The following is a 23147-nucleotide window of genomic DNA, read 5'->3' on the forward strand; positions in this document are numbered from 1 at the left end:
CGTTACCACCGGATTTTTGCCGAAATTTCGAATTTGTGCTACCCGACGTGCAGAGGAACACGGCGTTCCGGTCCAATATCATTGAGCTCGTGATTCTGTTCGTGGGCGATGTCACCTGAGTTTTTGCTTTCCGTAGAGACCACTTGAGTTCCGCGAGATCCGCGCAGCGCAGTACCGCTTCCCCGCGGGCTGGACTGTTGCCCTCGAACGCGCCGGGAACTTCGAACAAGGAGGCGCGCCTTGCAGACATATCTTCATGACCTCCGACGCTCCGGGCCCCGAGCCTTTCACCGGTCGGCCCGTCGCGCGCCCGAGCGCAGCCGGTTCAGGTCGACGAAGGCAACATGCGGATGATCCGTCAGCGCCCGGTCTTGGGTCTTGGTCTTGGAACGCTGCTCGCGATCGGCGCCGCGTCGACAGCGCTCGACATCAAGTCGCGCCACGACTCGGCCTGGGTGAACTCGTCGCTGAACATCCTGCAGAAGACCTCCGATCTCCGTCTGCTGCTGCGCGAGGCCGAGGCCACGTCGCGTGGCTATGCGCTCGTCGGGGAGGATCAATTCAAGACCGAGTTCGCCGAGGTCGTCAGCAAGATACCGGTCGCGGTCGCCGATCTGCAGCGCGAGGTCGGCGACAATCCCAATCCGCAAAAGCTTCTCTCCGAAACCCAGGCCCTCATCGCGCGCAGGGTGGAGCTCGCCGCCGAACTTGTTCGCTTGCGCGCGGCGTCGGACAGTGAGGGCCTTGCGGCGCTCCGGCGCAGCGGCGAGGGTCCGGCCACCATGAGCGCGATCACCGCCAATCTCGACCGCTTTGTCACCGACCAGAGAAAACTGCTGGCGGAGCGATCGGCGACATCGAGAACCACCGGTTCGCTGCTGCTCGGAATCGATCTCTCCGGCCTCGCCCTGCTGCTGCTGCTCGCCGGCTATCTCATTCGCCGGGCCTATCTCCACGACCGGGCGCTTCGCGCATCATTGGTGCGGTCCGAGGCAGAAGCCATGTCGCTGGCCGAGAAGGCGGAGCAGCAGCACCTCGACCTCGTCGAGGCGCATGAGAAGCTGCGTCATTCCGCGGAAATCCTGCAGAGCACCTTCAACAGCATGGCCGAAGGCGTGCTCGTGATCGATGCCGCCGACACCGTCGTGTTCTCCAACCCCGCCGTCGAGCGCCTGCTCGGCTACCACCCCGGCAGCAATCTCACGGAGGTCCGGTCCAAGCTCCGCGTCTACGAGAGCGACGGCATGACGCCGATTGCGCCCCAGGACCTGCCGACCCCGCGCGCGCTGCGGGGCGAGTCGTTCGACCGCCGCGAGCTGATCGTCCATCTGCCCGAGCGCGACGAGACGCTGCGGCTCATGATCAGCGGCCGTCCGCTGCGCGATACGGCCGGCAACATCACCGGCGCGGCCATGGTCTATCACGACATCACCACGGCTCATGAGACCGAGCGGCTGTTGCATCAGGCGCAGAAGCTCGACGCCATCGGCAAGCTGACCGGCGGCGTCGCGCACGACTTCAACAACATGCTGACGATCATCACCGGCACGATCGAGACGCTGGCCGACGAGGTCAGGGACAGGCCGGCCGCCGCCGCCACCGCGGCGCTCATCGGCCAGGCGGCCGACCGCTGCACCGAGTTGATCCGGCATCTGCTCGCGTTCGCCCGCAAGCAGCCGCTGCATCCGCGCAACAGCGACGTCAACAGCACGATCCTCGATATCTCCAAGCTGCTGCGCCCGACACTCGGCGAGCAGATCGAGATCAACTCGATCCTCGAAGAGGAGACGCTGATCGCCCATATCGACTCCGCGCAGCTCGCCAATTCGCTGGTCAACATGGCGATCAACGCGCGCGATGCGATGCCCAATGGCGGCAAGCTGTTGCTGGAATCCCGCCGTGTCGTGCTCGACGAGGCCTATGCCGCCGCCAATGCCGGGGTGGCGCCGGGCTCCTACATCATGGTGGCCGTGAGCGACACCGGCACCGGCATGTCGCCCGAAGTGCGCGACCGCGCCTTCGAGCCGTTCTTTACGACCAAGGGGGCCGGCAAAGGCTCGGGGCTCGGCCTCAGCATGGTCTACGGCTTCGTCAAGCAGTCCGGCGGTCATATCAAGATCTATAGCGAGGAAGGCCGGGGCACCACCATCCGCCTCTACATCCCCGCTCCTCCCGAGCAGGTCGTGACGCCGGCTGCACCCGAGCTGCCGCCGCCGCGTGGCGAGGAGACGATCTTCATCGTGGAAGACGATCTTCTGGTGCAGGACTTCGTCGTGTCGCAGCTTCAGAGTCTCGGCTACAAGACCGTCACGGCGTCGACGGGCGTCGAGGCGCTGGCCAAGATCGAAGCCGGCCAGTCGTTCGATCTGCTGTTCACCGACGTCATCATGCCCGGCGGGGTCAATGGCAAGGAACTCGCCGAGGAAGCGCTCCGGCAGCGGCCCGGCACCAAGGTTCTGTATACGTCGGGCTATACTGACAATGCCATGATCGAGCACGGCCGTATCGATCAGACCGCTTTGCTTCTCACCAAGCCCTATCGCAAGTCGGAGCTCGCTCAAATGGTCCGCCTTGCGCTGAACGGTTCTGCGGACGTCTCGCCAACCCAGCAGCAGGCACACTCCGCCTGACCGCGTCGCGGAATTGGAACTACGAAGGGCATCCGTCGCTGCATGAAGCCAGAGCGATGGAATTAGTTGGAACTCAAAAATGAGTTTGGCAGGACGCCTGCCGTTGATTACAACTCATGACATTTGCCAACCGAAACATTCGCCATTCACGATAGGTACCTCATCATCACGATGATGCTCGACGCAGCGAGCGCATTGCGCGCCCTTGGAGCTTGCCGATGATTCGCCGGCGCGTGGCGATCGGGCTCGGCCTTGGTACGCTGCTGGCGATCGGAGCCGCGTCAACCGCGCTTGACATCAAGGCCCGCAAGGAAAACGCCTGGGTCGAGCACACGATGGAGGTCCTTGAGAAAGCCTCCGAATTGCGCGTCCTGCTCCGGCAGGCCGAGGCCGCCTCGCGCGGGTTTGCGTTGACGAGCGACGAGCACTTCATTTCCGAGTTTCAGGCGACGAGAGACCTGCTTCCGTCCGCCTGGACAGATCTCCGGCAACTGGTGCGCGACAATCCCGGCCAAGCCGAACGGCTCGGACAGGTCGCCGATGTCGTGCAGCGGCGGATCGCGCTGGCCGGTGAACTCATTCGCCGTCATGCCGCACATGATCGCGACGGATTGCAGGCGTTGGCTGCGAGTTCGGCCGGACTCACAGCGATGACGACGATCAACCAGACGCTCAACGCGTTCACCGAGGAGGAGCGCCGGCTGCTTGCGGAACGGGCCGCGATCTCGCGCCGAACGGGAGCGTGGCTGCTGACGATCGACCTCGCCGGTATCGGCCTTCTGCTCCTGATCGCAGCCTATCTCGTGCGCCGTGCCTATCTGTCCGACCGGGCGCTACGCTCATCCCTCTCCCGGTCCCAAGCTGTCGCGACCTCGCTGGAGGCTCAGGCCCTGCAGCAGCGCGGCGATCTCGCCGCCGCCTATGATGAGCTGCGCCGCTCCTCGGCCATTCTCGAGAGCACCTTCAACAGCATGGCGGAGGGCGTGCTGGTGATCGATCCCGGGGGCACGATCCTCCTGTCCAACCAGGCTGTGGGACAATTTCTCGGAACCGACGTCGGCAAGACTTTCGCCGAGATGGTCGTCGAAAATCTGTTCTACGAGAGCGACGGCGTCACGCAGATCCCGAATGACGAGCTGCCGATCGCGCGCGCTCTGCTTGGGCTGTCCTTCGATCGCCGCGAGGTCGTGGTCAAGCCCACCGATGGCCGGCCGCACTTCCGCCTGATGGTGAGCGGCCGGCCATTGCGCGGCTCCGACGGCGCGATCAACGGCGCTGCGCTCGTGTATCACGACGTGACCGATGTCCGCGAGATCGAGCGACTGCTGCAGCAGGCGCAGAAGCTCGACGCGATCGGCAAGCTCACCGGCGGCGTCGCGCACGACTTCAACAACATGCTGACGATCATCACCGGCTCGATCGAGATGCTGATCGACATCGTCCGCGACCGGCCGGCGGCGGCCGAGCTCGCCGCACTGATCAGCAGAGCTACCGATCGCTGCACCGAGCTGATCCGTCATCTGCTGGCGTTTGCGCGCAAGCAGCCGCTGCGGCCGCGCGACATCGACGTCAATGCCACCGTGCAGGACATCGCCAAGCTGCTGCGGCCGACGCTTGGCGAGCAGGTCGAGATCAGGACCAGTCTCGCCGACGAGGAGCTCGTGGCTCACGTCGATTCCGCGCAGTTGGCAAATGCCATCGTGAACATGGCGATCAACGCGCGCGATGCGATGCCGGACGGCGGCAAGCTGCTGCTGGAGACGATGAGCACCTCGCTCGACGAGGCCTATGCCGCGGCCAATCCGGGCGTCGCGCCCGGCCGCTATGTCCTGGTCGCGGTCAGCGACACCGGCGCCGGCATGCCGCCCGAGGTCAAGAACCGCGCCTTCGAGCCGTTCTTCACCACCAAGGAGGCCGGCAAGGGCTCGGGCCTCGGGCTCAGCATGGTCTATGGCTTCGTCAAGCAGTCGGGCGGCCATATCAGCCTGTACAGCGAGGAGCGCAGCGGCACCACCATCCGGCTGTATCTGCCGGCATCCAGGGTCCAGCAGCCGTCGGAGCCGGAGCTCGAACACACGCTGCCGAATGGCCACGAGACCATTCTCGTGGTCGAGGACGATCCGCTGGTGCGCGACTTCGTGCTCGGGCAGTTGCGCGGATTGGGCTACACCCTCCTCGCCGCCGCGCACGCCGCGGAGGCCCTGAGCATCGCCGAGGCCGAGCCATTCGACCTGCTGTTCACCGACGTCATCATGCCCGGCGGCATCAGCGGGCAGCAGCTCGCGGAGACCATCCGGGCGACGCGGCCCGGGCTGCGCGTGCTCTACACCTCCGGCTACACCGACAATGCGATCATCGAGAACCGGCTGCTCGTGCCCGATGCGCTGCTGCTGACCAAGCCTTACCGCCGCGCCGAACTCGCCCAGATGGTCCGCCGCGCCCTCGACGAGGCACCGGCCGCTGGCGCTAGCCCCGCGTCGCCAGCGCCACCGCCCCCAGCGTGAAGGCGAGCGCGGCGATCTGCCCGGCCCCGAGCGGTTCGCGCAGCGCGATCGCCGACGCCACGACGCCGATCACAGGCACCGCCATGGTGCCGATCGCCGCCACCGAGGCCGGCAGCCGCGACAGCGCCGCGAACCAGGCGACATAGGCGACGCAGAACTGGATCACGGTGGAGTAGAACATCAGCGCCCAGTCGAGCTGGTCGAGCTTCGTCCAGTCGGAATGCTCGAGCGCGAAGCCTGCGATCACGATCGGCACGCAGCCGATGCCGATCTGCCAGGCCGCGGCCGACAAAGGCGGCAGCTTGATCGGCAGCTTCTTGGCCATGACCGTGCCGAGCGCGAAGCCGAACGCGCCGCCCAGCACCATCAGGATGCCCGGCAGCTTGTCGCGGCTGGCGTTCAGCCCGTTGGCGCCCATGATCGAAGCGAGCCCGGCAAAGGCCAGCACCAGCGCCAGCACGCGCAACGCAGTCGGCCGCTCGCCGAGGATCGGCCAGGCCAGCAACGAGGCCCACACCGGCATTGTGTAGGCGATCAGCGCCGCCTCGCTGGCCGGCAGCCACAACAGCGCCAGCCCCATCAGCACCATCCAGGCGGTGACGTTGAGCATCCCCGCCAGGATCAGCCGCGGCCAGATTTCGCGCGGCACGGCAAGGCTCTGGCTTCGGATGACCGCGAGCAGCGCCAGCAGCAGCGCGCCGACCACGCCGGTGGTGCCGCGCAAGGTCAGCGGCGGCAGCACGCCGACGAGGTGCTTGGTCACCGGCCAGTTGAAGCCCCAGCCGAGCGAGGTGATGGCGAGGAACATCAGCCCGGCGGGCGTGATCCGCCCGCTGGCCGTTGGCTTGTCTGTCATGGAATCAACCGGCGCCGTCTGTGGGACCATCAGCTTGCCGGCGTTTTCCTGACCACACCAGGGATTGTGGGGCATGCCTGCCCCGCGCCCTGCCCGTAAGCCGCCGTGAGTCCCGCCGATGCAAGCAAAACACACCCGCGTGCCGCGAATAAATTTGTCCCTGTGAACAGCGGGACGAAGCCCTGTGGACAGCACCCGAAGCAAATTTTTTTGGTTTCGAATCCGTGTGGACTCGTCGATAGTTACGGCCATCACGATACCGGCACGCGCCCTGGTTATCCCGCACTTTCCCCCATATTTAGTGTTTGGTTAGGGAACCCCCACTAGTCCTTGACGGGGGAAGCGGAGTCGTCCTAGCTTCCGGCCCGGTTCGGCGCTTCATCGTGTGTCTCGTTTCGCCGGCCGCTCCCAGAAGGGTTTTGAGGATGACCGCGCCAGAAGGCCAACAGGCCCGGCGTGCGGCTCGTCGTCTGTCCCGCGGCGGGGTGGTCGCGATGACGGGGCAGCAGTGGCCCCCACTAGATGTGGGGGCTGTCTTGCAGCGGCGATGGAGCCGGACGGCACGCGTGAGGCGTTGAAGAGAGACGGGACCGGGCGACCGGTTGAACTGCGGCGGCACACGAGATCTCGGGGATGGGACTCGCTCGCCACCGCCTTTGGATGCAATGATCCCGGCCGCCAAACGCGGTCCGGCAAGAACAATTGGGGCTCGCGATGCGGATTGAACGGCGCAACACCACCGAAGGGCAGTCGGCCTATCAAGGGATCGACTTCCGCCTGACCACGTCCGAGATCAGGAATCCGGACGGCTCGGTGGTGTTCCGGCTCGAGAATGTCGAAGTGCCCGAGTTCTGGTCGCAGGTCGCCTCCGACGTGCTGGCGCAGAAGTATTTCCGGAAAGCTGGCGTCGCCGCGCGCCTGAAGAAGGTCGAGGAAGAGAGCGTGCCGTCCTGGCTGTGGCGCTCGGTGCCCGACACCGACGCGCTGGCCGCCCTGCCCGAATCCGAGCGCTACGGCAGCGAGCGCTCCGCCAAGCAGGTGTTCGACCGCCTGGCCGGCTGCTGGACCTATTGGGGCTGGAAGGGCAACTATTTCTCCTCCGAGGAAGACGCCGTCGCGTTCTACGACGAGCTGCGCTTCATGCTCGCCAAGCAGATGGTCGCGCCGAACTCGCCGCAATGGTTCAACACCGGTCTGCACTGGGCCTATGGCATCGACGGCCCCGGCCAGGGCCATTATTACGTCGACTACAAGACCGGCAAGCTGACCAAGTCGAAATCGTCCTACGAGCACCCGCAGCCGCACGCCTGCTTCATCCAGGGCGTCGAGGACGACCTCGTCAATGACGGCGGCATCATGGACCTGTGGGTGCGCGAGGCGCGCCTGTTCAAATACGGCTCCGGCACCGGCTCCAACTTCTCGCGGCTGCGCGGCGAAGGCGAGAAGCTGTCGGGCGGCGGCCGCTCGTCCGGCCTGATGAGCTTCCTCAAGATCGGCGACCGCGCCGCGGGCGCGATCAAGTCGGGCGGCACCACCCGCCGCGCCGCCAAGATGGTCGTGGTCGACGCCGACCATCCGGATATCGAGGCCTATATCGACTGGAAGGTGAAGGAGGAGCAGAAGGTCGCAGCTCTCGTCACCGGCTCCAAGATCAACCAGAAGCATTTGAAGGCCGTGATGAAGGCCTGCGTCAATTGCGAGGGCTCCGGCGACGACTGCTTCGATCCCGAGAAGAACCCGGCGCTGCGCCGCGAGATCAAGCTCGCGCGCCGCGCGCTGGTGCCCGACAACTACATCAAGCGGGTCATCCAGTTCGCCAAGCAGGGCTACAAGGACATCGACTTCCCGATCTACGACACGGATTGGGATTCGGAGGCCTATCTCACCGTCTCCGGCCAGAACTCCAACAATTCGGTGTCGCTGAAGGACGACTTCCTGCGCGCGGTCGAGACCGACAGCGATTGGAATCTCGTCGGCCGCACCAACAAGAAGGTCGTGAAGACGCTGAAGGCGCGCGACCTCTGGGAAAAGATCGGCCACGCCGCCTGGGCCTCGGCCGATCCCGGCCTGCACTTCAACACCACGATGAACGACTGGCACACCTGCAAGGCGTCCGGCGACATCCGCGCGTCCAATCCGTGCTCGGAATACATGTTCCTGGACGACACCGCCTGCAACCTGGCCTCGGCCAACCTGCTGACATTCTACAATACGCAGACCAAGCACTTCGACGTCGGCGCCTACGAGCATCTCTGCCGGCTCTGGACCATCGTGCTCGAAATCTCCGTGCTGATGGCGCAGTTCCCGTCCAAGGCGATCGCCGAGCTGTCCTACGAGTTCCGCACGCTCGGCCTGGGCTATGCCAATATCGGCGGCCTCTTGATGACCATGGGCCTGTCCTACGACAGCAAGGAAGGCCGCGCGCTGTGCGGTGCGCTGTCGGCGATCATGACCGGCATCGCCTACAAGACCTCGGCCGAGATGGCCGGCGAGCTCGGCCCGTTCCCCGGCTACAAGAAGAACGCCGCGCACATGCTGCGCGTCATCAAGAACCATCGCCGCGCCGCGAAGGGCGAAGCCACCGGCTATGAGGCGCTGTCGGTCAACCCGGTGCCGCTCGACCACGCCCACTGCCCGCAGGTCTCGCTCGTCAGCCACGCCATCCAGGCCTGGGACGACGCGCTCGCGCTCGGCGAGACCAACGGCTATCGCAATGCCCAGGTCACCGTGGTCGCCCCCACCGGCACCATCGGTCTCGTGATGGATTGCGACACCACCGGCATCGAGCCCGACTTCGCGCTGGTGAAATTCAAGAAGCTGGCCGGCGGCGGCTACTTCAAGATCATCAACCGCGCCGTCCCGGAGGCGCTGCGCGCGCTCGGCTATCGCGAGAGCGAGATTGCCGAGATCGAGGCCTATGCCGTCGGTCACGGCTCGCTGTCCAACGCGCCCGGCATCAACGCCTCGACCCTGAAGGCCAAGGGTTTTACGGACGAAGCCATCGCCAAGGTCGAGAAGGCGCTGCCGACCGCGTTCGACATCAAGTTCGTGTTCAACAAGTGGACGCTCGGCGAGGACTTCATCACCAAGCAGCTCGGCGTCTCGGCGGACGCGCTGGCCTCCCCGACCTTCGAGCTGCTCGCCGCCATCGGCTTCACCAAGCGCGAGATCGAGGCCGCCAACGTGCACATCTGCGGCGCGATGACGGTCGAGGGTGCCCCGCACCTGAAGGCCGAGCATTACGCGGTGTTCGATTGCGCCAATCCCTGCGGCAAGATCGGCAAACGCTATCTCTCGGTCGAGAGCCACATCCGCATGATGGCGGCGGCGCAGCCGTTCATCTCGGGCGCGATCTCGAAGACCATCAACATGCCGAACGACGCCACGGTCGAGGACTGCAAGGCGGCGTATCTGCTGTCCTGGAAGCTCGCGCTGAAGGCCAACGCGCTCTACCGCGACGGCTCGAAGCTGTCGCAGCCGCTCAACTCGCAGCTCATCTCGGACGATGAGGACGAGGACGATGCGGTCGAGTCCTTCTACGAGAAGCCGATGGCCGCGCGTGCCACCCAGGTCTCGGAGAAGATCGTCGAGAAGCTGGTCGAGCGCATCGTGGTGATGCGCGAGCGCGAGAAGATGCCGGATCGCCGCAAGGGCTACACCCAGAAGGCAGTCGTCGGCGGCCACAAGGTGTATTTGCGCACCGGCGAGTATGATGACGGCCGCCTCGGCGAGATCTTCATCGACATGCACAAGGAGGGCGCGGCGCTGCGCTCCTTCATCAACAACTTCGCCATCGCGGTGTCGCTGGGTCTGCAGTACGGCGTGCCGCTGGAGGAGTATGTCGACGCCTTCACCTTCACCCGCTTCGAGCCGGCCGGCCCGGTGCAGGGCAACGACTCGATCAAATATGCGACGTCGATCCTCGACTACGTGTTCCGCGAGCTCGCCGTCAGCTACATGTCGCGCTTCGACCTCGCCCATGTCGACCCGTCCGAGAGCAATTTCGATGCGCTCGGCCGCGGCGTCGACGAAGGCAAGCCGTCGGAGGACGGCCCCAGCCAGCAGGCCGCGAAATACGTCTCCCGCGGCCTGACCCGCTCCCGCACCGACAACCTCGTCGTGATGCGCGGCGGCTCGTCGTCACCCTCCCCTGGAGGGGGAGGGTCGATCGGAAGCACCGCTTCCGATCGGGGTGGGGTGACTCTTTCCGCCCTCTCCTCTGCTCGCGCCGGCGACGCCATCGAAGGCGCCGTCGCCCTGAAGCAGGAGGCGCAGCACGACCTCTCGCCCACCGAGAAGCTCGAGGCCCTGCAATGGAGCAAGGCCGGCACGGCCGCGACCCAGGTCGCCTCCAAGGCCGAACGCCGCGCCGAAGCCAAGGCCAAGGGCTACGAAGGCGAGATGTGCTCGGAGTGCGGCAACTTCACGCTGGTCCGGAACGGGACTTGTATGAAGTGTGATACGTGCGGAAGCACGACGGGGTGTTCGTAACGAGAAGAATTAGGAATGCCTGCGTAACATACTCAGGCATTCCTTTCCGAGAGGGCTCAGTCTCTGGAGAGCGCAGATGAAAGATAAGCGTATCTACGTCGAACGCCGTCCCGAAGGCGACTACGCTGTTCGACGGCCCGGTTCGGAGCGAGCAAGCGACGTTTTGCCCACTCAGCGGGAGGCAATTCAACGTGCCAAGGAGCTAAATCCTGACGCCCAACCTCACGTCGAGCGAGTTAGAAACACGTCACGTGGGTCACCCGACAAATGGCGGAGACCCTGAAGGATTGCGGGAGCCAAACACCGCTTCCACTAACAACTAAACCAGGATGCGACGGCCTTAAATAACGGAAATTTTCGTAGTCGCTTAGTAGCTGGCAATTATTACCAATGTTCGGCACCAATCTGAATAGCAAGTCGCACCGCCCTACCGAGCTAAGTTCCTGTGGAAAAAAGCTGCTTGTTGTGCTGTTGTTCGGGAAGAGGAATATCTTGAGGGCAGAGTGATTTGCGATCCGGACAGTTAGGTCCAACGCAACCTAGCTGGTCGCAGACAAGGTTATTGCGTTAGTTTTTTCAGCGGCTGATGCTGAGAGAACATAACGGGACCACTCCAATGTGCGCCAAATCTCTACATCAAAGGGGGAAGTAGTATGAACAAGACAAATCAGACGGACAGACAATCGCCAACCAAAAGAGAGGGTAATATCTCGGATGAAAATCAAGAGCGCTTCGACCAATGACCTGAACATGCAGATTGTCTGGCGTTTCACGCCGGACGCAATTGAGCTCACGCCAGAAGCTGCGGGCGTTTATGCGTTTTTCGCCGATGATGGCGAGCTACTACTTCTTGGCTCGGCAACAAAGTCCCTGCGTAAGATCTTTCGTAGCCACTGGATGGGCTATGAAGGAGGCGTAACTTGCGGTGCCACCTTCATTGGGTGGGAGATTAACAATGCTCCCCTAACCCGAGAGGCTGAACTCGTTCGGCAATACACTAGGGCGCATGGCCGCATTCCTCGGAGACGAATGGGGTGAGTTAATCTGTCGCGGCTACTTCACCAGACGAAGCGATGAGGGCTGATTAGCTGCGCTGATCCGACTCGTCGCGCCCGCGAACTCGCCGTCTGTGTCGAAGGAATATTCTCGCCACACTGTATCTGCGCTCTTTTTAAAGAGCAGCCGAGATGGATTTTCTGCACCTTCCGCCAGTAAAAACTTGAACGTAAAACCCGCCACCGGATCGTCGACGGTCTGCTCTAAGATGTGCAGCATATGTTCCGATTTGACCGTCATAATTGTATTCCCATTCAGATATCTTGCCCCCAAGATCAGCTGTTCTCTGGTTAGCTTTTTTGCCGAGCTTTGGCTGCAACTGTAGGGATTGGTAGGACCGTCACTCCAGCGTTCAACAGAGATGTCCCCGAAGTGATCCACAGCCAAGATTTATATTCGATTCTTTCACAGAATGCTGGCGTATGGACAAACAATAGTTTAGCGCGGACTTGCTCCCCAAGCGAGTTTGAGAGCACCCCATTGAATTGATGGATAAAAACGGACGAAGACACCCTACTGACTTTGCACGGCGTAAGTTTTTTGCCTCATTATGGAACACCGCTGACAGGATTGTGATCCTTAGACATCATTGATCCGGCTGGCTTATTCTCGCTGACCAGCTTCAAGAGACGTAGCTCGCGGTAATCGGGCATCTTTAGATATCGATGCACCTCCACATCTTCTCCGATCTCCACGCCGACATGGCTGACATCAAGCCGATCGACGCCCTGCCTGGGGTCGATGTCGTCGTGGTCGCCGGCGATGTGTGCGAGGGGGCGGTGAACGGGTTTGCGCGGCTGCGCGAGATCGTGGCTGAGGACGTGCCGATCGTCATGGTGATGGGCAATCATGAATTCTATCACCGCACTTTTCCCGAGGAGCTGAAGCAGGCGCGCGCCGAGGCGGCGCGGTTCGGGGTGCATCTCCTGGAGAACGAGGCGGTCGTGCTCGCGGGCGTGCGCTTTGCCGGCTGCACGCTGTGGACCGACTATGCGATCTTCGGCCCCGGCTCCGAGGTCCACACCATGGCGGTCTGCCGCGACCGCATGAACGACCATCGCCGCATCACCTGGCGCAAACAGCCCTGGCTGCGCTTCCGGCCGCAGGAGGCGCTCGGCCTGCACCGGACATCGCGCACCTGGCTCACGGGCCTCCTGGAGACGCCGTTCGACGGCCCGACCATCGTCGTCACCCACCACGCCCCCGGCTGGGGCTCGGTCGCCGAGAAGTATCAGAACGACCGCGTCACCGCCGCCTACGCCTCGGACCTTTCGGCGCTGATCCTGGCGACGAGGCCTTCGCTCTGGATCCACGGCCACATCCACACGCAATCGGACTATTTGCTCGGCGCCACCCGCGTGATCTGCAACCCGCACGGCTATGGCCGCGAGAACCCGGATTTCGATCCGACGCTGGTGGTGGAGGTCGCGTAGTCCCCCTCGGCGTCGCTGGGACGTCTCTCTCCGCCGTCATTCCGGGGCGCGCGAAGCGCGAGCCCGGAATCCATAGCCACGATCGGTCATGAGGTCGCAAGATGCTGGCCGCGACGATGTGTCTCCACCACGACCGCCTGTGAGTATGGATTCCGGGCTCGCGCTTTCGCGCGCCCCGGAATGACGAGTGGAGAGAGTTGGGACGTCACCCGTGACCCTTGCTTCGGCCGCTCGACCACGCGTCCAGCTCCACTGCGGCGCCGAAACGGCCACGATCCCGTCCGGTCCGTGCCTTGCAAATCATGCCTTACATCGCCGGATTCCGGTGTAAGATCGTCCCAATACGGGACACAAGATTGCAAATGGCACACGCGTTCAGGACAATGGCCGTCAAGAACATCCTCATTCCCGCGCTGCTCGCGCTGTCCGTCTCGCCAGTGCAGGCGAGGTCATGGGTCGACAGGAGCGTCTGCCAGGGGTCCCGGTTCTACGGCTACTCCCGCTGCACCTATACGCACACCGAGCTGCCGCCCGCCGCTCGCGACGTGTCCTTCACCCCCTCGCCGGCCGCGCGCCAGGAAGAAGAAGCCAGGGATGCCGAGGCGGCGAAGTGGGAGGCTTATTGCAAGCCGGTGTATCGGCACGACGAGTACGGCATTCGCCGCGCGTCCTACGCGCATGCGGGATGCGAGTTCGGCCGCAGCGAGTGATGTTCGATCTGCCGGGGCGGTGGCGTGTCATCATGCCCGCGCTTCCATTCTGACCCACGAGGCTCGGACCCGCTCTCCCGCTCCGCTGGCTTGAAGGCTGTCGGGTGATGTCGTGTAGCCCGCATGAGCGCAGCGACATCCGGGTTCATCCCGAGCAGAGCGACGATCCCGGCTGTCGCTGCGCTCATCCCGAGCGATGCGGACAGCACGCGTAGGGCGGATTAGCGGAGCGTAATCCGCCGCTTGACCGGAGCGGCACAACCCTGGACTCCAGAGGGTTAACGCGTTGAGTGTGGTCTGCCGTGACGTCGGTCGGCAAAGAGGTGCACGCGACGCATCGCTGCACCCCGCACGTGGCTGGGCAGGCTCTCTCCTCCGTCATTCCGGGGCGCGCGAAAGCGCGAGCCCGGAATCCATACTCACCGGCTGCTATGGTGGACGCGCATGATCGCGGCCTGCATCTCGCAACTCATACCCGATCGTGGTTATGGATTCCGGGCTCGCGCTGCGCGCGCCCCGGAATGACGTGGGGAGAGAGCGCGAACCCTTCTGCCGACTCGGGCCGCGGCGCTACTTGAAACACACCGACTTATCATTTGAGTCGAACGAATTGCCCGGCATCGGCCGCAGCGGTGTCAGCTTGGGGTTGGCATTCGTCAGCCGCTTCGAATAGGCCCCCAGCGCGGCGTTCATCGTGTTCAGGCGGTCCTGGGCGTCGGTGCGCTGGAGCGGCGCGGTGATGACGCCTGATGCATACACCTCCGCACGCGACCATTGCACGCCCTGCACGATGCGGCCGACGAGGCGGGATTTCAGGTCGGCGGCGCTGTCGCCGGCGGCGCTCTTGCCACCGACCACGTTCGGCGGCAGCAGGCTGGGATTGACGATCCAGCCGCGCGGCTTGGCGATAGTGTTGCCGAACAGGATCAGCTCGTCGACCGTGTTGTTCAGCGCGACGTAGTCGCGCAGCGGCAGGCTGGTGTCGCCGGTGCCGGTCTCCTGGACGTGGCTCGCCAGATGCGGTCCCGTCGCGCAATAGGTGCCGAACACCAGCTTGATGCTGCCCGAGCTCATGAACATGTAGCTGCCGACGTCCGAGCCGCCCGGCGGCGACGGCGCGTCGTCGCCGCAGAAGGTGCCGTGCGAGGAGGCATCCTGCAGGCTGTGCAGATAGAGCCCGATGCGGGCGATCTGCACCGGCACCGGCGGCTTTTTGGGGTCGTCGAACAGCACGCCGGTGGTCCGGCTCTTGTCGTCGAGCCAGGATTTCAGCCTGGTGTAGTCGACGACATTGCTGGTGTCGCTGTTGTCGAGAATCTTCGGCCCCGACATCACGTTGATCGCCGGCCCGATCGCGTAGTTCTCGAGCAGCGGCACATTGCCGCTCAGCGGCACGTTCGCCAGACATTTGGGACCGCTGAAATTCGAGGAGCCGTTCGGCACCGTGTAGCCGGCCGTGCACAACAGGCCCGGCGCCTCGTCGCCCTTCATCGCCCATTGCCGGAGATCATACAGCGTGCCCTGGTAGACGCTGTCGATGGTGATGGGATAGCCCGGCGGCGGGTAGTGGAACGGATACACCGCCTGGACGCCGCTGGCGCCGTGCACGTCGGTGCCTTGCCCGTTCGGCGAGAAGTTCAGGAGGTAATGATACAGCGGCCCGTCGGTGGTGTTGTTGGTGCGCTTGAATCCGTTGAACGCAGCCGTGATGTAGCTGGCGCCGGAATTGGTCGACGTCGCCTGCCCGCCGCACTGATCGATCGGCAGATACTGCCCGTAGTCCGAGTTCTCATTGTACGCCGCGATCCAATAGGCCACGTCGGCACGATAGCCGAGCGCCTGGGCGATGAAATAGGTGGAATCCGCGTGGATCATGCTGCGGCCGGGCGGGATCGCCGCGAACTGCGCCGCCTCGAGCAGGCAGCTCCGGTTGAGCGCCTCCGCCGGATCCTTGCAGGCGCTGGCCGGCGCGATGCAGTTCTTCAGCCCGTCCCTGACGCGCGGGATGCAGATGTCCTCCAGGAACGCCTGCGCCGGGCGCGGCGTGGTGAGAGTCAAGCCGAGAACGGCTGATCCGATGACGATGGAGAGGGTCGAGACGGCAAAGCCGGTGCGCATGAAAAACTCCTTGGTGATGTGAAATCAGATCGAAGCGAACTGGCGCATGGACAACGGCCCTGTCCGCGACATGAAAGGTCGAAACGTCTTCGTAAACGCGTGATGGCAGAGTGGACTCGGCAGGACGGATTTGAACCGATCTCCAACGATTAATCAACCTAAAGTTGTTTTACCTCTGCACCTTGAACTTGCTCCCGTCATTGCGAGCGCAGCGAAGCAATCCAGGGTGGTGGGCGGGACTCTGGATTGCTTCGCTGCGCTCGCAATGACGTGGAGAGTGCGACGGGTGATCGCAAACGCCATCCCGCGCGCGCGACCTTCAACACGCGCCGCCCATTTCGTTCCATCTTTCGCAGGCCAATCATCATCCCGCGAGCAGCAATTGATCCGGCGCACGACCGCCCTAACTCAGGTCACGAGCCGCCACGCTTAAGGGCGATCACGAGTTCCAAACCGACGTGAGCTTCAGCATGACCGCACCAGCCTCATCCGGCGGATCGACCGACGCGCAGCGAAGCGAACCATCGCCCGCCATCCGCATCGACAGCTTCGCCGCCGCGCGCGCGGTGCTGCGCTCGGACGCCATGCGGCAGGCCGGCTTCAACGCCGAGTTGGTGCATCGCTTCATCGGCCCGCGCCATGCGCCGGTGCTGTACCAGGACGGCGAGCCGCATCAGAAGCAGCGCAGCGCCACCGCGCGGTTCTTCACGCCGCGCGTCGTCGCGACGCGCTATTGCACGCTGATGGAGGCGACCAGCCGCGAGCTGGTGGCGCAGTTCCGCGCCGCGCGGCGGGCCCGGCTGGATGATCTGAGCCTGACGCTCGCCGTCGCCGTGGCCGCCGACATCATCGGGCTGACCAACAGTCCGCGCGATGCGATGGCGGCGCGGCTGAACCGCTTCTTCACCGCGCCGACGGGCCATGGCTCGCTCGCGACATTGCGCAACGCCGTGTTCGGCCAGCTCCGCACCCTCGCCTTCCATTGGTGCGACGTGCGCCCGGCCATTCGCGCCCGCCGCGCTCGGCCGCGCGAGGACGTCATCTCGCATCTGATCGCCGAGGGCTATTCCAACCGCGAGATCCTGACCGAATGCCTGACCTATGGCGCCGCGGGCATGGCGACGACGCGCGAATTCATCGTGATGGCCGCCCTGCGTCTGTTCGAGGACGACGCGCTGCGCGCACGCTTCCTCGCCGCCGGCGAGCCGGAGCGCATGACCATTTTGGAAGAGGTGCTGCGGCTCGAGCCCGTGGTGTCGACGCTGAAGCGGCGCACCGCCTGCGCGGTGACGATCGAAAGCGATGCGGGCACGATGACGATCCCGGACCACAGCCTGGTGGAGATCGATATCGGCGCCGCCAACCGCGACGAAGCCGCCGCCGGCGCCTGCCCGCATCAACTCGATCCCGACCGCGCCCGCCCGGCCAAGGGCAGCGCCAGCCTGATGAGCTTCGGCGACGGCCCGCACCGCTGCCCCGGCGCTTCGGTCGCGCTGCACGAGGCCGCGATCTTCCTGGCCGAACTCATGCGCGTGCCAGGCGTGAGGCTGGAGCGGCGGCCGACCAAGACGATCAACCCGGTGAGCAGCGGCTATGAGTTGCGGGACGCGGTGATCGTGGTGGAGTGAGGTGCGATTGCCCTCGCCCTCTCGACTCACGACCGTCATTGCGAGCGCAGCGAAGCAATCCAGGACCGAGCTAACGACTCTGGATTGCTTCGCGGAGCCTGTCATCCGGCCGCGCTACGCGCGGACCGGGTGGCTCGCAATGACGCTGATAGAGCGAGGGCAATCGCTGAATGCGTAGGGTGGGCAAAGGCGCGCCACCGGCCTTGATGGGATCCGGGCTCGCTCGCGCGCCGTGCCCACCCTAAGATTCACGGCACACTAAGACCAGCGGTCGTCATCCCTCACCGCAACCCGCCCGTCACATGCAGCGTCTCGCCGGTGACATAGGACGCATCGTCCGAGGCGAAGAACGCCACAGCCGCGGCGATCTCCTCGGCCTTGCCGACGCGGGCCAGCGGCGTGACGGACTCGATCCATTGGCGCATGTCGCCCTCGTGGAAGCCTGCGGCGACGACGCCTTCGGTCACGACCATGCCGGGATTGATCGTATTGACCCGGATCTTGCGCGGCGCGAGTTCCTTGGACAGCACCGAGGAGATGGCATCGACGGCGGCCTTGGTGGCGGTGTAGACGGCGCCGTTCGGCGGCGCGATCGTCGACACGCCCGAGGAGATGTTGACGATGCTGCCGCCGGCCGGATTGAAGTGCCGCGCCGCCTCCTGCGACACCAGCAGCAGGCCGAGCACGTTGAGATCGAACTGCTTGTGGAAGTGCTCCGGCGTGATCGCGTCGAGCGGCGCGAATTCGTAGACGCCGGCATTGTTGACGAGGATGTCGATCGGGCCAAGCGCCTTGACGGTGTCGGCGACGGCGGATGTCACCTGCGCCGGGTCGGTCAGATTGCCGCCGACCGCGACCGCCTTGCCGCCCTTGGCGGTGATCGCGGCGACGACGCGCTCGGCCCCCTCTTTGCTGGCGCTGTAATTGACCGCGACCGCCGCCCCCTCCGCCGCCAGCCGCGCCGCGATCGCAGCGCCGATCCCCTTCGAGGCGCCGGTCACCAGCGCCACCTTGCCTGCCAGTCTGCTCATCTCGATCTCCCCTGCGCCAGCGGCGCCTGCTTCAATAGTTCAGAACTAGTGAACTATTGAACCGGCGCAAGGCCATCGCTATATCTTTTTTCATGGCGCAGTTGTTTCACCCGTCACGGGACGACATTACCCTGGCCGGCGTGCTTTCAGCCCTCGCCGACCCGATGCGGCTGCGCATCGTCAAGGGCCTGATGGAGCAGAACGACTGCATGTCCTGCACCGCCGCCGCGCCCTGCCCCGACATTCCCAAATCGACCCTGTCGAACCATTTTCGCATCCTGCGCGAGGCCGGCCTGATCCAGACCACGAAAAAGGGCGTCGAGCATCGCAACGTCGTGCGCGAGGCCGATCTGAACGCCCGGTTCCCGAAGCTGTTGAAGACGATCCTGGCGTCAGCGGAATAGCGCGGATGTAGGGTGGGCAAAGGCGCGCCGCTGACGTGATTGTGAGCCGCGCTCTTGCGCGCGCCGTGCCCACCGTCCAAACCACCACCGATGGTGGGCACGCGCCGCTGACGGCGCCGCTTTGCCCACCCTACGATTCACGGCGCGTCATTGCGAGCGCAGCGAAGCAATCCAGAATCCTTGCTGGGCCCTGGATTGCTTCGCGGAGCCTGTCATCCGGCCGCGCTACGCGCGGACCGGGTGGCTCGCAATGACGGAGAGCCGTGACTACTTCTCCTCCTCCATCGTCACCGCGACGGAGCCGACCGCCGACAGACGCACCTTGTCGCCTTCGACATCGGCGACGAGGCCCTTGTCGATGAAGTGATGATGGCCCTTGTGGCTGCCCTCGCCGCTGTCCTTCTTGGTCAGCTTGATGCGATTGCCCTCGACGCGATCGACGGTGCCGACATGCACGCCGTCGGCGCCGATGACTTCCATGTGTTCCTTGATGTCCTGCATGAAGCTACTCCGTGGCTGGTGTGAGGCTGTTTAAACCGACGGTCGGGACAAGGGTTCCGACTGACACGGGCCTTCGAGGACGAGCCGCTGACTCTGCCTGCCGTCATTGCGAGTGCAGCGAAGCAATCCAGGATGGTGGGCGGGACCCTGGATTGCTTCGCTGCGCTCGCAATGACGCGGGGCACAGTCCCTGCGCATCATTGGCCGGCTTTTCGGCAAGTCTTCCGACAACAATAATTGTCTTGCGATTTTTCGGAATTCGTGATTATCTCTCGCCATCCCGGTCCACGAGAGGGGCGCTTCGCGATCGTCACGAGACGTGGGGCCGGTGATGCGGTGGCCGTGGGCGTGCTGCAGCGGGTGTGATGCCTGCCGACGAACAGCCGTTTGCGGACGTGAAGACGCGTGGTTCTGGCCTCCCGGTGCCGAGGCCAAGCCGGTGGTGATGATCCGCTGGCGACGGGGTCAACAAGCCGGTCCCCGGGGAGATCGCGACATAAGCGTGAAAACCATCGCGCGGGGAATGCCGGGATGACTCGGCTGAACCTGTGGTGACTGCCGCCTGCTTTCCTTGTTGCAGGCGGGCCATGGGTGCGGCCAGCGCCCGGCATTCCCCGCGCCCTCTCAATTGATCGAGGGCGAACGACCGGCAGCACTCGGGCGCATCGCGCCGCGGGAACGTGTTCGCGCACCCTTGCGCGCTCGGCCGACCACGTCGCTGTTTGACAACGTGATGATGCGTCTGTTGCGCGGCGCTGCGGTCTACGCGCGGCGTACCGTGCCGAGGAAGCCTTCCACCGCGACGCGGAAGCGATCGGCATCGCCCGACATCTTGCGCACGGACTCGACCATCGCGGCGCCGGCATTGCCGGTCTGGCGGTTGAGCGCCGCGACCGCGCCGATCGTGTCGGTGACGGCGCGGGTGCCCTGGGCGGCCTGCTGGAAGTTGCGCGAGATCTCGGTGGTGGCGGCGCGCTGCTCCTCGACCGCGGCCGCGATCGCCGTCATCTTCTCGTCGATCCCCGAGATGTTGTGGCTGATGGCGCGGATCGCCTCGACCGACTCGCCGGTGGCGGCCTGGATCTCGGCGATCTGGCGGGTAATGTCGTCGGTGGCGCTCGCCGTCTGCGACGCGAGGTTCTTGACCTCGCCGGCGACCACCGCGAAGCCGCGGCCGGCCTCGCCGGCGCGCGCCGCCTCGATGGTGGCGTTGAGCGCCAGCAGGTTGGTCTGGCTGGCGATCGCGGTGATCATCTTGACCACCTCGCCGATGCGGTTGGCGGCGCGGTCGAGCATCTCGACGGTGGCGTTGGTCTGCGCCGCGCGCTCGACGGCCTGGCGCGCTTCCGCCGCGGAGGCCTGCACCTGGGCCGCGATCTCCGAGACGGAGGCAGTCAGCTCCTCGGTGGCGGCGGCGATGGTCTCGAGATTGGTGGTCGCGGTCTCCGCGGCGCTGGCCACCGCCGCGGTCTGCTCGGTGGAGTCGTCGACGAGCTTGCGCACGTCGGAGGCGCTGTGATCGAGCTGGCCGGTGGAGTTGCTCATGCTGACGATGACCGCCTGCACGGTGTCGTCGAAGCTGCGGCAGGCGCTGTCGATCGCCTGCGAGCGCTCCAGCCGCTTGTCCTGGTCGAGCTCGCGCTCGCGCGACAGCTGGTCGGCGGTGGCGGCGCTCTCGCGCAGGCCCTCGAGGGCGGCGGCCATGGCGCCGAACTCGTCGGCATGGGCGAATTGCGGCACTGGCGTCTGGTAGTCGCGCTGGCCGATGCGGTGGATGGCCTGCATCAGCGCCGCCACCGGGCGCACCAGGCGCACGCGGACGGCACGCAGCGCGGCGCCCGCGACGAGGAGCGCGGTGACGAAGGCGATCGACTGCAGCATGAGGCTGGTCAGCGCCGCCGTCCTGATCGCCTCGGCGCGCGCGATCGAGGCGTCGAGCGCCTTGATGCCGACGGCGATGATGCCGGCGAACGGGCCCTGGCAGAATGCGTTCCACTCCGGCGCGGGCATCGCCGGCTTGCCGCTGCCGTCAAAGCCCTTGACGAGCTGGTCCATGCGCTGATGCGCCGCCTCGACCTCGCCGCGCGAGGTTTTCACGACGGAGGCAAGCTCGGCGCTGCCGGCGCCGGCCAGCAGGTCGTCGAGCCCAGACCAGCCGGCGCCGATGGTGCCGCGCCACTGCGCGACCGAGGCCTTCTGCGCCTCCTCGAGCGGCTTGGAGGCGTTGATGTTGGGCCGCAAGGCCGAACATTGCAGGCCATAGCGGTCGCGCACCTGCCAGGCCAGCCGCCGCGCCTGCACCATCTTGGCGATCGCCGGATCGGTCATCCAGGCGCGGTTGGACACGGCAAGCGAGGCGGCGTTGGCGGCATCCAGCGTCTTGGTCATCGCGTCGTACCAGGCTTGCGTGCGCGCCAGCACGCGCTCGGCCTTCGGCTTGGCCGCCTCGTCGAACAGCAGCTTGAACTGCGGCACCGTGGCCTCCCAGCTCGATTTCAGCCGGGCCGTGAGGTCGTCGCGCTCGGGCATGTCGACGCCGGCGAGCGCTGTGACGATGCCGTCATAGCCCTTGGCCTCGATGCCCTGGTATTCGGTAAGCTTGGCGCGCGGATCCTCCTCGCTCAGCAGGACACTCTGGATGTCGCCGCGATGGGCGCGCATGACGAGGACGTTCTGGAAGATCGCCTTGTCGGCCGCGGTCAGCTGCTCCGTCGCGACACTCTCGCGATAGCGGCCGGCCGCGCCGCTCATCAGGATCGCCGTCGACACCAGGATGCCCGCCGCGAGCACCGACAACAGCACCATCAAAAGCGTACTGACCGACTTCTTCATCACGCAATTCCCCACACCACAAAGTGGCAGAATGGAGCAATTGCACAAATTCTTCCTTAACCATGACCCGCCACACGGGAGCCCCGAGGTAATCAGTTGCCGAACAGCCCTCCTCCACCGCAACAGAAAGTGCGTAAGCCGCGCCGTACGTCTCGCTGGCGCGCGTGGCGGCGCAATGCCAGACAAATCGCGCAGCGCGGCGGGCGGTGGATGCTGCGGCTGGCGGGCGCGGCGCCGCGATGGCTGAAGGTCGCGGCCGGCGTGGCGGCGGCCCTCGGAGCCTTCGCACTCGTCAATCTGGCCTATCACGTCGTGCGCAAGCCGACCGAGCTGTTCGCCGTGACCGGGCATTCGCTCGACAAGGCGCCGGACGAGACCTGGCGGCAATATGGCGCGCTGTTCCGCGACCACGCGACGCGCACGATCACGCCGGAGCTGCTCGCGGCGCTGGCGCAGACCGAGAGCTCGGGCAATCCGGTCGCGCGCACCTATTGGCGCTGGCGCTTCGCCTGGAATCCGTTCGCGCTGTACCAACCGGCTTCCAGCGCCGTCGGCCTGTTCCAAATGACCGACGGCAACTTCGCCGACGCGGCGCGGTTCTGCATCCGGGATCACGAGGTGGTCGGCGACGGCTGCGGCTCGCCGAGCCTCTACGTCCGCGCCTGGCCGGCGCACGCGGTGGCGCTGACCGTGATCTCGCTCGACCGCCAGGTCGCGGCCGTGCTGGCGCGGCAGCCTGCCGCCAAGGCAAGCGCGCAGCAGAAGCAGGATCTCGCAGCCTTGATCCATCTCTGCGGCGCCGGGCCCGCGGCCGGCTTCGTGCGCCGCGGCTTCAAGCCGGAGGATGGCGAGCGCTGCGGCGATCATTCCGTTGCGCTCTATCTCAGCAAGGTCAATGCGATGAAGAAGCAGTTCCAGAAGCGCGCTGCGGAGCGAGGATGACACGCGCCCGG

At 65.2% G+C, this 23147-nt stretch carries 16 protein-coding genes; 10 read left to right on the forward strand and 6 right to left on the reverse strand.

Features of this window, described 5'->3' with window-relative positions:
* The first annotated feature begins 350 nt into the window (after positions 1-350).
* Positions 351-2630: a CHASE3 domain-containing protein gene (locus tag ACQR0Z_RS19140; protein WP_434876026.1), complete on the forward strand. Its 2280-nt coding sequence runs from the start codon at positions 351-353 to the stop codon at positions 2628-2630.
* Positions 2631-2848: 218 nt separating this feature from the next.
* On the forward strand, positions 2849-5134 hold the full coding sequence (locus tag ACQR0Z_RS19145) for a CHASE3 domain-containing protein (RefSeq protein ID WP_434875874.1): 2286 nt from the start codon (positions 2849-2851) through the stop codon (positions 5132-5134).
* Here the strand turns inward: ACQR0Z_RS19145 and ACQR0Z_RS19150 are convergent.
* A complete protein-coding gene (locus ACQR0Z_RS19150; RefSeq protein ID WP_434919656.1) occupies positions 5097-5990 on the reverse strand; it encodes a DMT family transporter in 894 nt (297 codons plus the stop codon). The two genes, ACQR0Z_RS19145 and ACQR0Z_RS19150, sit on opposite strands and share 38 nt — an antisense overlap.
* A 714-nt stretch (positions 5991-6704) precedes the next feature.
* Here ACQR0Z_RS19150 and ACQR0Z_RS19155 point away from each other — a divergent pair.
* From ACQR0Z_RS19155 to ACQR0Z_RS19165, 3 genes are all read left to right on the forward strand, one after another.
* Positions 6705-10481 (forward strand): vitamin B12-dependent ribonucleotide reductase, encoded by a 3777-nt coding sequence (locus tag ACQR0Z_RS19155; RefSeq protein ID WP_434919657.1) that lies wholly within the window; start codon positions 6705-6707, stop codon positions 10479-10481.
* 76 nt (positions 10482-10557) lie between these two features.
* Positions 10558-10764: a DUF2188 domain-containing protein gene (locus tag ACQR0Z_RS19160; RefSeq protein WP_434919658.1), complete on the forward strand. Its 207-nt coding sequence runs from the start codon at positions 10558-10560 to the stop codon at positions 10762-10764.
* A gap of 431 nt (positions 10765-11195) precedes the next feature.
* Complete coding sequence (locus tag ACQR0Z_RS19165; RefSeq protein ID WP_434919659.1) at positions 11196-11519, forward strand: hypothetical protein; 324 nt, start codon at positions 11196-11198, stop codon at positions 11517-11519.
* Between the two features lie 15 nt (positions 11520-11534).
* On the opposite strand, the gene ACQR0Z_RS19170 is transcribed toward ACQR0Z_RS19165, so the two are convergent.
* Positions 11535-11777 carry a hypothetical protein gene (locus ACQR0Z_RS19170; protein ID WP_434919660.1) on the reverse strand — a complete coding sequence of 81 codons (243 nt, stop codon included), beginning with the start codon at positions 11775-11777 and terminating at the stop codon, positions 11535-11537.
* A gap of 425 nt (positions 11778-12202) precedes the next feature.
* On the opposite strand from ACQR0Z_RS19170, the gene ACQR0Z_RS19175 reads away from it, so the two are divergent.
* Both ACQR0Z_RS19175 and ACQR0Z_RS19180 read left to right on the forward strand, forming a co-directional pair.
* A complete protein-coding gene (locus tag ACQR0Z_RS19175) occupies positions 12203-12970 on the forward strand; it encodes a metallophosphoesterase (RefSeq protein WP_434919661.1) in 768 nt (255 codons plus the stop codon).
* Between the two features lie 362 nt (positions 12971-13332).
* Entirely contained in the window at positions 13333-13680 is a 348-nt protein-coding gene (locus ACQR0Z_RS19180) for a hypothetical protein (RefSeq protein ID WP_434919662.1), read from the forward strand.
* 570 nt (positions 13681-14250) lie between these two features.
* On the opposite strand, the gene ACQR0Z_RS19185 is transcribed toward ACQR0Z_RS19180, so the two are convergent.
* Positions 14251-15798 carry a hypothetical protein gene (locus ACQR0Z_RS19185; protein WP_434919663.1) on the reverse strand — a complete coding sequence of 516 codons (1548 nt, stop codon included), beginning with the start codon at positions 15796-15798 and terminating at the stop codon, positions 14251-14253.
* Positions 15799-16268: 470 nt separating this feature from the next.
* On the opposite strand from ACQR0Z_RS19185, the gene ACQR0Z_RS19190 reads away from it, so the two are divergent.
* The gene (locus ACQR0Z_RS19190) at positions 16269-17426 is read left to right on the forward strand and encodes a cytochrome P450 (RefSeq protein WP_434919664.1); all 1158 of its coding nucleotides are present in this window, start codon (positions 16269-16271) and stop codon (positions 17424-17426) included.
* A 281-nt stretch (positions 17427-17707) separates the two neighbouring features.
* Here the strand turns inward: ACQR0Z_RS19190 and ACQR0Z_RS19195 are convergent, their stop codons facing one another.
* Positions 17708-18457 (reverse strand): SDR family NAD(P)-dependent oxidoreductase, encoded by a 750-nt coding sequence (locus ACQR0Z_RS19195; RefSeq protein WP_434919665.1) that lies wholly within the window; start codon positions 18455-18457, stop codon positions 17708-17710.
* 92 nt (positions 18458-18549) lie between these two features.
* Here ACQR0Z_RS19195 and ACQR0Z_RS19200 point away from each other — a divergent pair, with 92 nt between their 5' ends.
* The gene (locus tag ACQR0Z_RS19200; protein ID WP_434862410.1) at positions 18550-18861 is read left to right on the forward strand and encodes an ArsR/SmtB family transcription factor; all 312 of its coding nucleotides are present in this window, start codon (positions 18550-18552) and stop codon (positions 18859-18861) included.
* Positions 18862-19128: 267 nt separating this feature from the next.
* On the opposite strand, the gene ACQR0Z_RS19205 is transcribed toward ACQR0Z_RS19200, so the two are convergent.
* Positions 19129-19362, reverse strand: a complete 234-nt coding sequence (locus ACQR0Z_RS19205) for a DUF2171 domain-containing protein (RefSeq protein ID WP_434862409.1) — start codon at positions 19360-19362, stop codon at positions 19129-19131.
* A 762-nt stretch (positions 19363-20124) separates the two neighbouring features.
* Entirely contained in the window at positions 20125-22194 is a 2070-nt protein-coding gene (locus tag ACQR0Z_RS19210) for a methyl-accepting chemotaxis protein (RefSeq protein ID WP_434919666.1), read from the reverse strand.
* A gap of 210 nt (positions 22195-22404) precedes the next feature.
* Between ACQR0Z_RS19210 and ACQR0Z_RS19215 the strand changes: the two genes are divergently transcribed.
* Positions 22405-23136, forward strand: coding sequence for a transglycosylase SLT domain-containing protein (locus ACQR0Z_RS19215; RefSeq protein WP_434919667.1), 732 nt, complete (start codon positions 22405-22407; stop codon positions 23134-23136).
* Positions 23137-23147 lie beyond the last annotated feature (11 nt).

Source organism: Bradyrhizobium sp. HKCCYLS3077, assembly GCF_051167555.1.
In the GTDB taxonomy this organism is placed as follows: domain Bacteria; phylum Pseudomonadota; class Alphaproteobacteria; order Rhizobiales; family Xanthobacteraceae; genus Bradyrhizobium.

What these genes read in the sequence shown, in the direction of transcription:
- ACQR0Z_RS19185 (WP_434919663.1), bottom strand. Translation starts at nt 15,798, where the DNA reads ATGCGCACCGGCTTTGCCGTCTCGACCCTCTCCATCGTCATCGGATCA.
- ACQR0Z_RS19215 (WP_434919667.1), top strand. Translation starts at nt 22,405, where the DNA reads ATGCTGCGGCTGGCGGGCGCGGCGCCGCGATGGCTGAAGGTCGCGGCC.
- ACQR0Z_RS19160 (WP_434919658.1), top strand. Translation starts at nt 10,558, where the DNA reads ATGAAAGATAAGCGTATCTACGTCGAACGCCGTCCCGAAGGCGACTAC.
- ACQR0Z_RS19165 (WP_434919659.1), top strand. Translation starts at nt 11,196, where the DNA reads ATGAAAATCAAGAGCGCTTCGACCAATGACCTGAACATGCAGATTGTC.
- ACQR0Z_RS19175 (WP_434919661.1), top strand. Translation starts at nt 12,203, where the DNA reads ATGCACCTCCACATCTTCTCCGATCTCCACGCCGACATGGCTGACATC.
- ACQR0Z_RS19180 (WP_434919662.1), top strand. Translation starts at nt 13,333, where the DNA reads ATGGCACACGCGTTCAGGACAATGGCCGTCAAGAACATCCTCATTCCC.
- ACQR0Z_RS19155 (WP_434919657.1), top strand. Translation starts at nt 6,705, where the DNA reads ATGCGGATTGAACGGCGCAACACCACCGAAGGGCAGTCGGCCTATCAA.
- ACQR0Z_RS19210 (WP_434919666.1), bottom strand. Translation starts at nt 22,194, where the DNA reads ATGAAGAAGTCGGTCAGTACGCTTTTGATGGTGCTGTTGTCGGTGCTC.
- ACQR0Z_RS19140 (WP_434876026.1), top strand. Translation starts at nt 351, where the DNA reads ATGATCCGTCAGCGCCCGGTCTTGGGTCTTGGTCTTGGAACGCTGCTC.
- ACQR0Z_RS19195 (WP_434919665.1), bottom strand. Translation starts at nt 18,457, where the DNA reads ATGAGCAGACTGGCAGGCAAGGTGGCGCTGGTGACCGGCGCCTCGAAG.
- ACQR0Z_RS19150 (WP_434919656.1), bottom strand. Translation starts at nt 5,990, where the DNA reads ATGACAGACAAGCCAACGGCCAGCGGGCGGATCACGCCCGCCGGGCTG.
- ACQR0Z_RS19205 (WP_434862409.1), bottom strand. Translation starts at nt 19,362, where the DNA reads ATGCAGGACATCAAGGAACACATGGAAGTCATCGGCGCCGACGGCGTG.
- ACQR0Z_RS19190 (WP_434919664.1), top strand. Translation starts at nt 16,269, where the DNA reads ATGACCGCACCAGCCTCATCCGGCGGATCGACCGACGCGCAGCGAAGC.
- ACQR0Z_RS19170 (WP_434919660.1), bottom strand. Translation starts at nt 11,777, where the DNA reads ATGACGGTCAAATCGGAACATATGCTGCACATCTTAGAGCAGACCGTC.
- ACQR0Z_RS19200 (WP_434862410.1), top strand. Translation starts at nt 18,550, where the DNA reads ATGGCGCAGTTGTTTCACCCGTCACGGGACGACATTACCCTGGCCGGC.
- ACQR0Z_RS19145 (WP_434875874.1), top strand. Translation starts at nt 2,849, where the DNA reads ATGATTCGCCGGCGCGTGGCGATCGGGCTCGGCCTTGGTACGCTGCTG.